A 13,384-nucleotide genomic window follows, 5' to 3' on the forward strand; every position below is an offset into this window, starting at 1 on the left:
CCGGGCACACCCGCCCGGCCCGGCCGCCGGCCCGCCCCTCTCCCGATCCCCTTGCCGACCCACGACTTCCCGATCCACGACTTCATCCCGACCCACGAAAGCCTGGTGCGAAGCGCATGAGCAGCGCGGAGACGTTCCCCCCGGACACGGGCACCCCCGTGCCCGCGGCGCCCGACAGCGCCGCCCGACAGTTGCGCGAAGGCGCGAGGAGCATGCTGCCGTTCCTGGCGTCGGCCGTCCCCATGGGCATCGCCGGCGGCATCCTGGGCCTGGCCAACGGGCTGTCCGGCTGGGCCACCCTGGGCCTGGCGATGGCCGTCAACTCCGGGACCGCCCAGTTCGTCGGCTTCGCCCTGATCGCCGACGGCGCGGGCACCCTGACGATCCTGCTGACCACCCTGATCCTCGGCCTGCGGATGCTGATCTACTCGACCATCCTGGTGCCGCACGTCCGGGAGGTCCCCCAGCGCTGGCGGGTCCTGCTCGGCTTCGGCCTGATCGACGCCGTCTTCTTCGTCGGCATCGACCGGCTGAAGAAGGGCGAGCTGACCGGGCGCAAGCACCTGTTCTTCCTGGGCGCCTCCGCCGCGATGTACGTCACCTGGATGCTCTCCACCCTGGTGGGCATGGCCCTGGGCAGCGCCCTGCCGGACCTCGCCGACCTCGGCCTGGACTTCCCGATGACCGCGATGTTCGTCGCCATGCTGGCCGGCTCGCTCACCCACTGGCGGATCGGGGCGGTCATCGCCACCGCGGGCCTGACGGTTATGCTCGCCCACGGTCTGCCGTACAACCTGGGCGTGGTCCTCGCCACCGTCGTCGGCGCCTCGGTGGGCACGGCGTGCGAGTACGCGCAGAAACGCCGGTCCGCCCGGAGCGACACCACGGGAACGGCCACCGGAACGACCCCGCAGGAGGCCGCGACGGCCGAGCGGACCGAGGAGAGCACGGCATGACGATGGCACTGGTGATCCTGGGCATGGGCCTGTGCAGCTTCCTGCCGCGCTACCTGCCCCTCGTGCTGCTCGCCGACCGGGAGATGCCCGAGACGGTCAAGAGCCTGCTCGGCCACACCCCGCCGGCGGTCCTCGCGGCGCTCGTCGTCCCCGCCATGCTCACCCCCGAGGGCCACGGCCTGCACGTCGCCCTGGACAACCCCTACCTCGTCGGCGGCCTGGTCACCTTCGTCGCCGGACTGATCTCCAAGAAGTTCCTCCTGGTGTCGGCGATCGGCATCGCCGCCTTCTACCTCAGCCGGTGGCTGCTCGGCTGACCGGCCCGCCACGACACCACCTCACCCCGTAGGGAAGTACCGCGATGACCGCATCCGCACCGACCGAACGCGCCCCGCTCAGGGTCGCCGTCGCCCAGACCGAGGCCCGCCCCGGCGACGTGGCGCACAACGCCGCCGACGCCGCCGCGACGATCGTCCGGGCCGCCGACCTCGGCGCCCGCGTCGTGCTGTTCCCCGAGCTCTCGCTCACCGGCTACGAGCCGGGCTGGCTGAAGTCCGCCATGCCCGGCGGGGCGCTGGCCCCCGAGGGCCCCGCCCTGGAACCGGTCCGCGAGGCCTGCCGGGCCACTGGGGTCACCGCCGTCGTGGGCGCGCCGACGCCGGCCGGGGCCCGCTCGGCGATCTCGGCGGTCGCGGTCGGCGCGGACGGCGGGGTGCTGGCCGACTACCGCAAGAGCCGCCTGGAGGAGCACGAGCGCGAGCTGTTCGACCCGGGCACCGCCTGCCACACCCTCGACGTCGACGGCTGGCGGCTGGCCCTGGGCATCTGCTACGACGCCAGCTTCCCCGAGCTGGCCAGGGCCGCCGCCCTCTCCGGCGCGGACGCCTACCTGTGCGGCGGCGCCTTCGTGCGCGGCGACTCCGACCACCGCCGGTCGGTGTACTTCCCCGCCCGCGCCCTGGAGAACACCTTCTTCGTGCTGTTCGCCAACTTCGCGGGCCGTCAGGGACCGTGGGAGTTCTGCGGCCGCAGTGCCGTCTACGGCCCCGACGGGCGCGCCCTGGCCCAGGCCGGCCCGGACGCCGCCGAACTCGTCGTCGCCGACCTCGACGACGCCGAACTCACCCGGGTCCGCGGCGGCCTGACCATGCTGCGCGACGCCGCGCGGCCGCCGGGCGTGAACCCGTGAGTGCCCCCGCGGCCAGAGGGGGAGCGGCGTGCGCACGGCGGTGATCGGCGGCGGCATCGCCGGAGCGCTGCTCTCCCACCGCCTGCGCCAGTCGGCCGGCCGCCCCGACCTCACGGTCTTCGCCGGTCCGGCCGGCTACCCGGCCGACGCCACCTTCGCCTCGGGCGGCATGGTCCGGGGCTTCGCCCCCGACGCCGAACAGGGCCGGCTGGCCGCCGAGAGCCTCGCCGAGCTGTACGCCAGCGCCTGGCTGCGCCAGGCCGGCGACTACCGCGAGACCGGCTCCGTCCACCTGCTCCGGCCGGGCGCCGACCCGGCCGGAGCGGTGGCCCGGCTGAACGGCCTGCTGCCCGGCTCCGCCGCCACCGAGACCTCCGCCGAGCTCGCCCGCCGCCTGGCGCTGCGCGGCCTGCCCGACGGCGCGCTCGCGGTCGTGGAGCGCCGGGCCGGGTACCTCTCCCCGGCGCTGCTGCGCTCCTGCGTCCTGGACGACCTCACCGGCCCGGGCGTGACGATCAGCGGTGCGGAGGTGCGCCGGGTCACCACGGACGGCGAGGTCCTGCTGGCCGACGGCAGCTCGGCCGCCTTCGACACCGTCGTCGTCGCGGCGGGCGCCTGGACCCCCGGGCTGCTGCCCGGCCTGACCGGCCTGCGCGCCCGGCGCGTGCAGTACGGCGTCCACCCCTTCGCGATGCCCGGCCTGGGCGTCTTCGCCGACGACAACACGGGCCTGTACGGCAGGCCGCACGGCTCCGGAGCACTGCTGCTCGGCCAGGACGCCGACGACGGGGACGTCACGCCCGGCGAGGTCCGCCCCGACCCGCGCCTGGCCGCCCGGGCCGCGGCGACGGCCCGGCGCCTGCTGCCGGCCGGCCGTCCGCTGCCCGCGGCGCGCTGGCTGCGGGCCTCCTTCGACTGCTACTCGGCCTCCGGCGTGCTGCGGCTGCGCCCGGTCCCGGGGGCCGCCCGGGTGTTCACCTTCACCGGGGGCAGCGGCACCGCGGCCAAGACGGCCCTGGCGGCGAGCCGCCGGGCGGCCACGGACCTGCTCGCCCTCGCCTGACCGCCGTCCCCGCTGGAAGGCTCCGAGATCGCCCGGTGCAGGACGTGACGGATATGCCGGACTAGGGGTTCATGGGGGCTGTTGGGGTCGTTGGGATCGTTCAGGGGACATTTATGAAACGTTCATCGGATCCTGGCACAGTGATCCCGTAGTGAGCCGAGGTCGCGGGACACGCCGGCCGGGGGACCGGCGATCGCCCGCCCCGCACCACATGGCCTCCTCTCACCTGCGCGGGGAGTCCTGCCCACTCCCCGCGTGCTCCGGCGGTCCGGCCGGACGGGCCCGCCTTCCACAGGCCGAACCCCCGTCCGGCGGACCGCCGTCGAGCGTCGCGGGCGTACGGCGCGCCAGCGCGCCGTACGCCAACGGCGGCCCCTGGCGCCCCCGTTCCCCGAGCGCCCCCGCCACCCCGCGCCCCCCGGTCCCGCGCGCCGTCGCCGAACCTTCGCCGTACCGTCCCATCTGCACGTTTTCTGCGCAGACTTCGTCGATCATGGTCTCCCGCACCCACAGAAGCCTGGTGTATACAAAGACGGTGATCAGGAAGAAGACGTCGGGCAGGTAAGCGAAAGAGGAACGGGGGAAGGACATGGCACCCCGCACGACCGCCGCCACCACGCGCGCCGGGAGCGGCCGTGACTGAGCGCGCCCTCGTACCGCACACCGGCAAGCCCCTCTTCGACGAGGCCCGCGAACGCTTCGCCACCGAGGCAGCCGAGGCAGCCGAGCCCGCAGGGTGCCGGGGCTCCTCCCGGCCGGCCTTCGTCGACTGCCCGGCCGAGCGCGCGGTGCGCGAGACCGTCGCGCGCGTCGACCGGGCCACGCGGGACGAGCCGTGAAGCGCTTCCCCGCCCCCGCCCTCCTGCCGCTGCCGCGCCCGGCCCGGACGGCGCCCGCCCTTTTGCGCCAAGTCCCGTACGGCAGAGGGTCATTCCGGCCTGTCGGGCGCGCGCGGTGGTACCCGGGCGCGGCACACGGACGTGACGAGGGAAGGGTGGAGGGGTGAGCGAGTTCGACGGGATGGGCAGCCGCCGCGGCTTCGTCACCTGGCTGCGCACCGCACGCGGCTCCCTGGTCACCACGGGCGACGGGCACGACCCGGCGCGGCGGGCGCGCGCCCTGGAGCTGCTGGGCCTGGACGACGCCGCGCTGGACGCCTTCGAGCGCGCCTCCCGGGTCGTCGTCAGCCTGCCCTGCGCCAGCCCCAACACCTTCTTCCCGCAGGCCGGGGCCGCCTGGTACGTCCACCACCTCCAGCGGCACGACCCGGACGCCTTCCACCTGCGGGTGGTGCTGGGCCATACCGACTTCGACGATCCGGTGTGGCGCCCCTACACCTGGTGGTTCCTCGACGGGACGGGCGCGCTCACCCGCGCGCCCCAGGCCACCGACGGCGAGCGGTCCCGGAGCGTGGTCGTCGCCGGACGCGGTCCGCTGCGGGCCGTGCCCGAGCGCGCCACCGGCGCCGACCGGGAGGCCGCGGAGGCCGCCCGGCACGGCGCCAACCGGGCGCTGTCCTACGCGCTGCTCGGCGCGGCCGTCGAGCGGGCGGCGGGCCTGGGAGAGCGCGGACGCACCCTGTGCGTGCCGCTGGACCTGCTCGTCGCGTACTTCCGCTTCGCCTACCTGCGCACCGAGCAGTCGCCCTGGGCGGAGGCCGAAGTGCGCTGGCTGGCCACGCTGTTCGAGCGGTACGCGCGCGGGCGCAGGCTCGGCGAGGACGGCCGGCTGGAGCCGGTGGACGGGCTCGCGGAGGCCTTCGTGCTCGACCCGGCCTCCAACATCGCCCTGTTCTCGCTGCTCGGGCCCACCGAGTTCGTCGGCGGGCCCGAGACGGCGGAGCGCTGGGGCGAGGTGGAGGAGCGGGTCGCCGCGACCGGCCGGGCCAGCGGCGTACCGGCGGTCGGACCGCTGCTGCGCCCGCTGCCCGACGCCGCCCCGTACGAACGGCTGCTGCCGCCCTCCGCGCCGCTGGCCAGGGCCCTGGCGGCGGAGGGGATCGGCTACTCGACGGGGATGGCCGTTGCCGAGCACGGCCGGTTCGCCGACCGGATCGACCCGTTCGCGTGAAGCGCGCGGGCCGGGGCGGACGTGGGGCTGCGGGGGAGCGGCGGTCAGAGGGGTGCGGGGGCCGTCAGCCGACGTTGACCGCCGTCCACGCCGCGCCGACCGCGAGCGGCTCGGGACCCTTGCCGTACAGGTCGACCGCCGCCTGGACCGTCGCGGCGCGCGCCGCGCGGTAGTTGGCGGTCGGCGTCAGGTACAGGGTCAGCGCCCGGTACCAGATGGCGGCCGCCTTCTCCCGGCCGATCCCGGTGACCGGCTTCCCGTCGTAGGTGGGGCTGTCGTAGTGCACCCCGCCGATGTCCTTGGGGCCGCTGCCCTCGGAGAGCAGGTAGAAGAAGTGGTCGGCGGGGCCCGCCGCGTACACCGGGGCGAGCTGGCCGGTGCCGGGGGACCAGGAGTCGGGGGAGTGGCCGTCCAGCGAGGGGTGGTCCATGCGGCGCGGCGCGGTGGTGGAGCCCGCGAACTCGCCGATCAGGTAGTCGCCGGGGTCGGTGGTGTTCGCCGCGCGGAACTCGGCGGAGGCGGTGAACAGGTCCCGGGTCGCCTCGTTCAGCCCGGCCGCCTCGCCGCTGTAGCCGGGGACGCCGATCGCCGCGACCACCCCGGCGGTGAACCCGCGCACGCCGACGTCGATCCGGGTGAGCGGCCCGACGGGCGTGCCCGCCCCGTCGCCGTACACCATGCAGCCGGTCGTCGACTCGTAGAAGGCGTTGAGGTAGCGGTTGCCGTAGTGGACGCGGCTGCAGCCCGCCTTGCCGTCGCCGCGCGGGCCCTTGCGGCCGTGCGCGGCCAGGAAGTAGTCCCAGAAGACCGCGTGGACGTAGTGCGCGGCCACGGCGTCGGCCTGGCGGCCGCCCTCGCACCAGACGTTGTCGTCGTCGGTGACCAGCGTCCCGCCGGAGGTGCCCTGGCGCATGTCGTACGTCTTGTGGTTGCCGCGCACCGGGTCGTTCAGCTCGTAGCGCCCGGTGGCCGGGTTGTACGTGGTGTCGAGCGGCACGCGGCCCACGCTGGTGCCGCAGCCGACCCCGGCCGCGGCGACGGGCACGGCGGCCGGGGCGGCGGCGCTCGCGGGGGCGCCCGGGAGCAGCGGGGCGAGCAGCGCCGCCACGGCCAGGAGGCAGGGTCTGGAGAGTCGGCGGGCCAGGCGTCGCGCGGTACGCGTCGGGGCCATCGGGGGCTCCTTCCGGCGGTGAGGGGGTGACGGCACGAGCGTGCCAGCACGAACCCCTCGTTGTCAGTGGCCCGTCAAGCCAGCCTGCCGGTCCCGCGCCCCCGGGGCGGTGCCACGGCGTCGGTCGCCGTGGCACCGCCCACCGGACGGGAACGCGCGGTCGCGCCCTGCCTACCCCGGCCCGGCCTCGGCCTCGGCCAGCACCTGTCCAGGCTCCGGCTCCGGTCGCGGTGACGGGGCCGAACGGGCGTGGCGCTCGCGCCAGTTCTCCAGCGCGGTGCGACAAGCGTGGTCCAGGTGGTGCACCCCGGACAGGTCCAGTTCGACCGGGCGGTCGGCGGGCAGGGCGTCCAGCGCGTCCAGGATCTTCGGCAGGCGCAGGAAGGTCGCGTTGCCCGACAGGTGCACCTGCACCGGGCCCGCCCCCTTGTCGGTGACGCTCAGCTTCAGGTGCGAGGCGTCCCACGCCGTCTTGGCGACCGCCAGGCCGAGGCCGATGAGCACGCCCTCGAACATGCTGACCGCGACGATCGAGGCGGCCGTCACCACCAGGATCAGCGCCTCGCCGCGCTGGCCGTGCCACATCCGCACCAGTGCCTTGAGCGGGATCAGCTTGGCGCCCGCGTGCACCAGCACACCGGCCAGCGCCGGGATCGGGATGTACGCCAGCGCCCACGGCAGGGCCACCGCGAACAGCAGCAGCCAGACACCGTGCAGCACCCGCGACGCCCGGGTGCGCGCACCGGCCGAGACGTTGGCGGCACTGCGCACGATGACGGCGGTCAGCGGCAGCGCGCCGAGCACGCCGCACAGCGTGTTGCCCGCGCCCTGGGCGAGCAGTTCCTTGTCGTACTCGGTGCGCTTGCCGTCGTGCATGCGGTCCACGGCGGCGGCGCTGAACAGCGATTCGGCGGAGGCGATCAGCGCGAACGCCACCACCGTGCCGAGCAGCCCGATCCCCGCCAGTTCACCGAACGCGCTCAGCGGGGGCGGCTGTACGGACTCCAGCAGGCCCTGGACCTCGACGGTGGCCACCGGCAGCGAGAACAGCGCGGCCGCCAGGGTCGCCAGGCCCACCGCCGCGAGCGGCCCCGGCACACCGCGCACGGCGCGCGGCAGGCGCGGCCACAGCACGAGCACCGCGATCGTCCCGGCGCCCAGGCCGAGCGAGGCGAGGGCCCCGGGGTCGCGGACCGCGTCCAGCAGCGCGCCCGGGATGCCCGCGAGCTTGCCGAGCCCGGAGGCGGGGGCCCCGGCGCCGGTCATCGCGTACACCTGCCCGGCGATCAGCACCAGGCCGATCCCGGCGAGCATGCCCTCCACGACGGACAGCGAGATGGCCCGGAAGTAGCGGCCCAGGCGCAGGGCGCCCATGGCGATCTGGAGCAGGCCGGTCCCCAGCACGATGACGCCGAGGACCGGGAGGCCGAACTCCCGCACCGCCTCGAAGACCAGCACCGTCAGGCCGGCGGCGGGCCCGGAGACCTGCAGGCTGCTGCCGCGCATCAGGCCGGTGACGAGACCGCCCACGATGCCGGTGACCAGGCCCAGCTCGGCGGGGACTCCGGAGGCGACGGCGACGCCGACGCACAGGGGCAGGGCGACGAGGAAGACGACGAGGGACGCGGCGAAGTCCTGCCGCAGGTGGGGGAAACGGGCCTTGGCGCCGCCCGGTGGGGACGGCGGCAGGGGCGTGCGGGAGTGGTCGGTGGACGGCTGCATGTCAGGGAACCTCCTGGCGCGTTGTGGGGAGACGCGTCGGAACTGCGCGGTTGCGAGGGCGAGTCGGGCGGCCGGATCGGTGCCCGGAGCTCAGCAGCGGAAGACCTGGAGGGCGGCCGGTTCGTGCGCGACGGCCGCTCTGGGGGCGCGCCCCGGTCCACGGAGGGCCGGGGCGCCGGGTATCGCCTCGCGCGCTTCGTCGTGCGCGCACGACGAAGGAACGGGGGCCGCGGCGCCGGGCCGACGGCGCTCGCGGGGGAGCCCCTGGGGGTGCTCGCAGCGCCCGTGCCCGCGCAGCCGCGGAACCTCCTCGGTGCCGCAGGCGGCGAGGAGTTCGGGCGCGGCCGGCGTGGAGCCGGAGGCGGGTGAGCCGTACGGGATGTGTGTGTTCGCGAACGCCGAACCGGCGGCGAACGGGGTCAGCAGGAGGAGCAGCACGGCGAGGAGCGCGGCCGCCGGACGGGCCGCTGCACAGCGCTTCAACGACTCCTCCGATCCCCCTGGGACAAACCAAAGAATGGTCAAGTGATGGTCAAGTTCGATGGTAGCCGGGGGGACTGACAGCGTGGGTTAACGCTGCGTTTCAAGGTCGAGAAGGTCTGAAAAGACCAGGGTGTTGGCATGAAACGAGCGGTCCCGGAGTCGAACGTGCGACTCCGGGACCGCTCGGTAGTTCGGATTTCTTCCCGGCCGCAAAGGTCGGCGGCCTGGCCGGTCGGCCCGGCTGGCCGGCCGCCTTGCCCTGGCCGACCGGCCTGTGCGCCGGTGTGTCAGCGGGCCGCCGAGCCCACGACCTTCTCCGGTGTCACCCGGATCGCGATGCGCACCATCTCCGGCGGCAGCTCCAGGTACTCCTGGCCCGCGCCCGGACCCTCGTACTCCTCCGCCAGCCGCACCGCCAGCGCACGGCCCGCGTCCTGGGTGACCGTCGCGGTGCCGCGCACCTCCACGTAGAGCTGCGGGTCGGCGAGGTCGTACACGATCAGGCTGACCCGCGGGTCCCGCTCGATGTTCCGGTCCTTGCGGCGCCCCAGCTGGCTGGAGACCAGCAGCTCGTCGCCGTCACGGGTCACCCACACCACCGAAGTCTGCGGCGCGCCGTCCGGGTTGAGGGTCGCGAGGACCGCCGGGTTCGGCGCGTCCAGCACCTTCCGGGCGCTGTCGCTGAACGTAATAGCCATGGCCAGACCTTAAGCCCTTACGGGTACACCCGGCCTTAGCCCGCCCCCGCCCCGGTCATCAATGAACCGCCGGCCCCAACGGCCAAGCCGCCCGCCCACCTTGCCACGCCCACCTCGTACAGGGAGGTCCCCGTGAACCGCCTCGCGGTCACCGCGTCCGCCGTCCTCGCCCTGGGACTGGGCGCGCTCGGCGCCCCGTCCGCCGCCCGCCCCGCGCACGACGACGCCCCGCACCAGGCGGGTCGCGGCGTCAACGTCCTGCTCGTCGGCATCGACCGGCGCACCGGCATCAGCCCCGAGGACAAGCGCCGCCTCCACGTCGGCGGCAAGGAGTGCAACTGCACCGACGTGATGCTCCTCGCCCACCTCAGCGCCGACGGTCAACGCGCCAGCGTCGTCTCGCTGCCCCGCGACTCCTACGTCGAGTACGGCGACGGCAGCGCACGCGGCAAGATCAACGCCGCCTTCCAGCGCGGCGGCGCCCCCCTCACCATCTCCACCGTCGAACGCGCCACCGGACTGCACGTCGACCACTACCTCGAAACCGACTTCACCGGCTTCGAACAGGCCGTCGACGGCCTCGGCGGCGCCACCATCTGCAGCGCCAAGCCCCTCCAGGACACCAACTCGGGCCTGCGGCTGCGCCCCGGCGTCCACCGCGTCACCGGCAACACCGCCCTGCGCTACGCCCGCGCCCGCCACGTCTCGCCGCCCGGCGACCTCGGCCGCGTCCGCCGCCAGCAGCGCCTCCTCATCGGCATGCTCCAGCGCCTGCGCGCCGAGAACGCCCTCGCCGACCCCGGCGCCGCCGCCCGCACCGCCTGGACGCTGCTGCGCTCCGTGCGCACCGGACCCGACACCGGCGTCTCCGACGTGGTCTCCCTCGGCCTGGCCTTCGGCCGCCTGGACGCCTCGCGGACGGAGTTCGCCACCGTGCCGCTCGCCGAGTTCGACCACCGCGTCCCCGGCGTCGGCTCCACCGTCCTGTGGCACGCGGCCCGCGCGGGCGCCCTGTGGGACGCGCTGCGCGAGGACCGGCCCGTCACCGGCGACACCCGCATCCAGCCGCCCGTCGGCGTCCCCGTCGAACGCGACCCGCGGGGCATCACCGCGCGCGTGGACGACGCCCCCACCGCCCAGGCCCTGCGCGACATCGGCTTCGTCATCGCACCCGATGCCGCCCAGGATCCCGCCGCCCCGGAGACCCCCTCCCCGAAGACCACCGCGCAGCAGACCACCGTCCAGAAGGCCACCGTCCAGAGGGCCACCACCCAGCGGCACGACGGCCCGACCGTCATCACGTACGACCCCTACTGGGAGCGCGACGCCGCCGTCCTCGCCGCGGCCCTTCCCGGCGCCCGCCTCCGGCCCGTCCCCGGCCACGGACCCGTCTTCGACATCGCCGTCGGCACCGGCCACCAGGGCGTCACCGCCGTCACCTTCGACCGCAGCGCCTTCGAGGGCGCACCCGTCAGCGGCGAGGAACTGACCTGCCCCACGCCCGCACCGCAGACCACCCCGGAACCAACCAACACGGAACCCACCGCCCTCGAACCCACCACCCCGGACACCCCCGCCCCCGCCACGGCCGACACCCCCCACCCCGCCGCCGAGGACGTCGCCGCCGGTACCAGGCCCGGGCACTGACCCGTACGGTCCAGCAAGACGCGCGCACCCGTCCGCCCCCGCGCTCCAATGGACGGGTGACCGCGCCCCCCGACGACTGCCTCGCGCGCAATGAGTGGATCTGCGGCGCGTACCTCTCCAGCCGACGAGAGATCCTCTGGGACGCCGTCCTGCAGCACCTGCACCTGACCGTCGTCTCCGTGCTCCTCGGCCTCGTCGTCGCCCTGCCCCTCGCGATCGCCGCTCGGCGCTGGCGCTGGGCCGCGGGGCCCGTCCTCGGCATCACCACCGTCCTGTACACGATCCCGTCGCTCGCGATGTTCTCGCTGCTGCTGCCCGTGTACGGACTCTCCGCCTCCCTCGTCATCTCCGGCCTGGTGCTGTACTCGCTCACCCTGCTGGTGCGCAACATCCTCGCCGGACTGCGCGCCGTCCCCGAGGAGACCCGACAGGCCGCGCGCGGCATGGGCTACGGGCCCGTACGGCTGCTCCTGGCCGTCGAACTGCCCCTCGCGCTGCCCGCCGCCATGGCCGGACTGCGCATCGCCACCGTCTCCGCCGTCTCCCTGGTCACCATCGGCGCGATCGTCGGCTACGGGGGACTGGGCAACCTCATCTACTCCGGGATGAACACCTTCTTCAAGGCCCAGGTCCTCACCGCCTCCGTCCTGTGCGTGGTCATCGCGATCGCCGCCGACCTGCTGCTGCTCGGCGTCCAGCGCCTGCTGACGCCCTGGACCCGCCGGGGGGCCGCGTGAACACCCTCACCGACGCCTGGAACTGGCTCACCGACGCCGCCCACTGGTCCGGCGAGAACGGCATCTGGAGCCGCCTGGGCGAGCACCTGTTCCTCACCGTCGTCTGCCTCGCCCTCAGCTGCCTCATCGCCCTGCCCGTCGCCCTCGTCCTCGGCCACCTCGGCAAGGGCGGCACCCTCGCCGTCAACCTCTCCAACGTCGGCCGCGCCGTCCCCACCTTCGCCGTCCTCGTCCTGCTGCTCCTCAGCCCGCTGGGCACCCGCGGACAGTGGCCCACGATCATCGCCCTGGTCCTGTTCGCCGTACCCCCGCTGCTGACCAACGCCTACGTCGGCATGCGCGGCGTCGACGCCGACGTCGTACGGGCCGCCCGGGGCATGGGCATGACCGGCACCCAGACGCTCCTCCAGGTCGAACTGCCCCTCGCGCTGCCGCTGATCCTCACCGGCGTCCGCATCGCCGCCGTCCAGCTCGTCGCCACCGCCACCATCGCCGCCCTCGCCGGCGGCGGCGGCCTGGGCCGCATCATCACCGCGGGCTTCAACCTCGCCTCCACCCCGCAGGTCGTCGCCGGGGCCGTCCTCGTCGCCGTCCTAGCCCTCCTGGTGGAAGGCCTCTTCGAGGTCGCCCAGAGACTCGCCCCCGAGTGGGCCAGGGGGAGGGCCGGATGAGACTGCGCACCCTCCTCGCCACGGCCCTGCTGTTCGCGGCGACCGCCTGTACCACCGGACCGTCCCTGGAGAACCAGGGCGAGGTCACCGCACCCCCCGGCGACAGCAAGCACCTGACCGTCGGCTCGGCCGGATTCACCGAGAGCGACCTGCTCGCCCAGATGTACTCCCTGCTCCTCGACGACGCCGGCTACCGCACCCGCATCCTGTCCGTCACCAACCGGGAGATCTACGAACCCGCCCTGGAGAGCGGACAGATCGACGTCGTCCCCGAGTACGCGGCCACCTTCGCCGACTGGCTCAACGCCAAGGCCAACGGCCCCGACGCGCCCACCGTCGGCTCGCCCGACCTGGCCACCACCATGACCGCCCTGCGCCGCCTCGCCACCCCCCGCGGCCTCACCGTCCTCGACCCCGGCAAGGCCGTCGACCAGAACGCCTTCGCCGTCGCCCGCGGCTACGCCGAACAGCACCGGCTCAAGACCCTCAGCGACCTCGGCGCCGCGAAACTGCCCGTACGGCTCGCCGCGGGTGACGAATGCGTCCAGCGCCCCTACTGCGCGCCCGGACTGCGCAAGACGTACGGCATTGACATCACCGCCGTCGACCCCAAGGGCGTCGGCACCACCCAGGCCAAACAGGCCGTGCAGAGCGGTCAGGACCAGATGGTCCTGACCACCACCACCGACGCCACCCTCGACGACTTCGGCCTGGTGCTCCTCCAGGACGACAAGCACCTGCAGAACGCCGACTACATCGTCCCCGTCGTCAACCGCGCCCGCGCGGGCAGCGACAACGTCACCCGTGCCCTGGGCCGGCTCAACACCGTCCTGACCACCGCCGACCTCGCCTCCCTCAACGAACAGGTCGACAGCTGGCGGCGGCTGCCCGAGGACGTGGCCCGCACCTACCTGCGCTCCAAGGGCCTCATCGACGAGGACGGCTGAGCACCAGCCCCGAACGGGCAGGCTCTGAAG

14 protein-coding genes are annotated in these 13,384 nt (G+C 74.5%); 10 read left to right on the top strand and 4 right to left on the bottom strand.

Going from position 1 to position 13,384, the window contains the following annotated elements:
• Window positions 1-116: 116 nt before the first annotated feature.
• The 6 genes from ABT160_RS36120 to ABT160_RS36145 all read left to right on the top strand — a co-directional run bounded on the left by ABT160_RS36120 (window position 117) and on the right by ABT160_RS36145 (window position 5,278).
• Window positions 117-956 (top strand): AzlC family ABC transporter permease, encoded by an 840-nt coding sequence (locus ABT160_RS36120; protein WP_351652226.1) that lies wholly within the window; start codon window positions 117-119, stop codon window positions 954-956.
• A complete protein-coding gene (locus ABT160_RS36125; protein WP_351652227.1) occupies window positions 953-1,273 on the top strand; it encodes an AzlD domain-containing protein in 321 nt (106 codons plus the stop codon). Before ABT160_RS36120 ends, ABT160_RS36125 begins: the two co-directional genes overlap by 4 nt.
• Window positions 1,274-1,317: 44 nt before the next feature.
• Window positions 1,318-2,145 (top strand): carbon-nitrogen hydrolase family protein, encoded by an 828-nt coding sequence (locus ABT160_RS36130; protein WP_351652228.1) that lies wholly within the window; start codon window positions 1,318-1,320, stop codon window positions 2,143-2,145.
• A gap of 28 nt (window positions 2,146-2,173) precedes the next feature.
• Window positions 2,174-3,208 (top strand): NAD(P)/FAD-dependent oxidoreductase, encoded by a 1,035-nt coding sequence (locus ABT160_RS36135; protein ID WP_351652229.1) that lies wholly within the window; start codon window positions 2,174-2,176, stop codon window positions 3,206-3,208.
• Between the two features lie 635 nt (window positions 3,209-3,843).
• Window positions 3,844-4,047, top strand: coding sequence for a hypothetical protein (locus tag ABT160_RS36140; RefSeq protein WP_351652230.1), 204 nt, complete (start codon window positions 3,844-3,846; stop codon window positions 4,045-4,047).
• A 163-nt stretch (window positions 4,048-4,210) separates the two neighbouring features.
• Window positions 4,211-5,278: a hypothetical protein gene (locus ABT160_RS36145; RefSeq protein WP_351652231.1), complete on the top strand. Its 1,068-nt coding sequence runs from the start codon at window positions 4,211-4,213 to the stop codon at window positions 5,276-5,278.
• A 64-nt stretch (window positions 5,279-5,342) separates the two neighbouring features.
• On the opposite strand, the gene ABT160_RS36150 is transcribed toward ABT160_RS36145, so the two are convergent.
• From ABT160_RS36150 to ABT160_RS36165, 4 genes are all read right to left on the bottom strand, one after another.
• Window positions 5,343-6,449 (bottom strand): M4 family metallopeptidase, encoded by a 1,107-nt coding sequence (locus tag ABT160_RS36150; RefSeq protein ID WP_351652232.1) that lies wholly within the window; start codon window positions 6,447-6,449, stop codon window positions 5,343-5,345.
• A gap of 171 nt (window positions 6,450-6,620) precedes the next feature.
• Window positions 6,621-8,171: a SulP family inorganic anion transporter gene (locus ABT160_RS36155; protein WP_351652233.1), complete on the bottom strand. Its 1,551-nt coding sequence runs from the start codon at window positions 8,169-8,171 to the stop codon at window positions 6,621-6,623.
• A gap of 90 nt (window positions 8,172-8,261) precedes the next feature.
• Complete coding sequence (locus ABT160_RS36160; protein WP_351652234.1) at window positions 8,262-8,654, bottom strand: hypothetical protein; 393 nt, start codon at window positions 8,652-8,654, stop codon at window positions 8,262-8,264.
• A gap of 287 nt (window positions 8,655-8,941) precedes the next feature.
• Window positions 8,942-9,352, bottom strand: a complete 411-nt coding sequence (locus ABT160_RS36165) for a PPOX class F420-dependent oxidoreductase (protein WP_351652235.1) — start codon at window positions 9,350-9,352, stop codon at window positions 8,942-8,944.
• A gap of 132 nt (window positions 9,353-9,484) precedes the next feature.
• Between ABT160_RS36165 and ABT160_RS36170 the strand changes: the two genes are divergently transcribed.
• Genes ABT160_RS36170 through ABT160_RS36185 form a run of 4 tightly spaced genes read left to right on the top strand, consistent with a single transcriptional unit; the run spans window position 9,485 to window position 13,354 of the window.
• Entirely contained in the window at window positions 9,485-10,999 is a 1,515-nt protein-coding gene (locus tag ABT160_RS36170; RefSeq protein WP_351652236.1) for an LCP family glycopolymer transferase, read from the top strand.
• Between the two features lie 56 nt (window positions 11,000-11,055).
• Window positions 11,056-11,736 carry an ABC transporter permease gene (locus tag ABT160_RS36175; protein WP_351652237.1) on the top strand — a complete coding sequence of 227 codons (681 nt, stop codon included), beginning with the start codon at window positions 11,056-11,058 and terminating at the stop codon, window positions 11,734-11,736.
• Window positions 11,733-12,407, top strand: a complete 675-nt coding sequence (locus ABT160_RS36180) for an ABC transporter permease (protein ID WP_351652238.1) — start codon at window positions 11,733-11,735, stop codon at window positions 12,405-12,407. The genes ABT160_RS36175 and ABT160_RS36180 overlap by 4 nt, the downstream gene beginning before the upstream one ends.
• Window positions 12,404-13,354 carry an ABC transporter substrate-binding protein gene (locus ABT160_RS36185; protein ID WP_351652239.1) on the top strand — a complete coding sequence of 317 codons (951 nt, stop codon included), beginning with the start codon at window positions 12,404-12,406 and terminating at the stop codon, window positions 13,352-13,354. The genes ABT160_RS36180 and ABT160_RS36185 overlap by 4 nt, the downstream gene beginning before the upstream one ends.
• Window positions 13,355-13,384 lie beyond the last annotated feature (30 nt).

Source organism: Streptomyces sp. NPDC001941, from assembly GCF_040296945.1.
Lineage (GTDB): Bacteria > Actinomycetota > Actinomycetes > Streptomycetales > Streptomycetaceae > Streptomyces.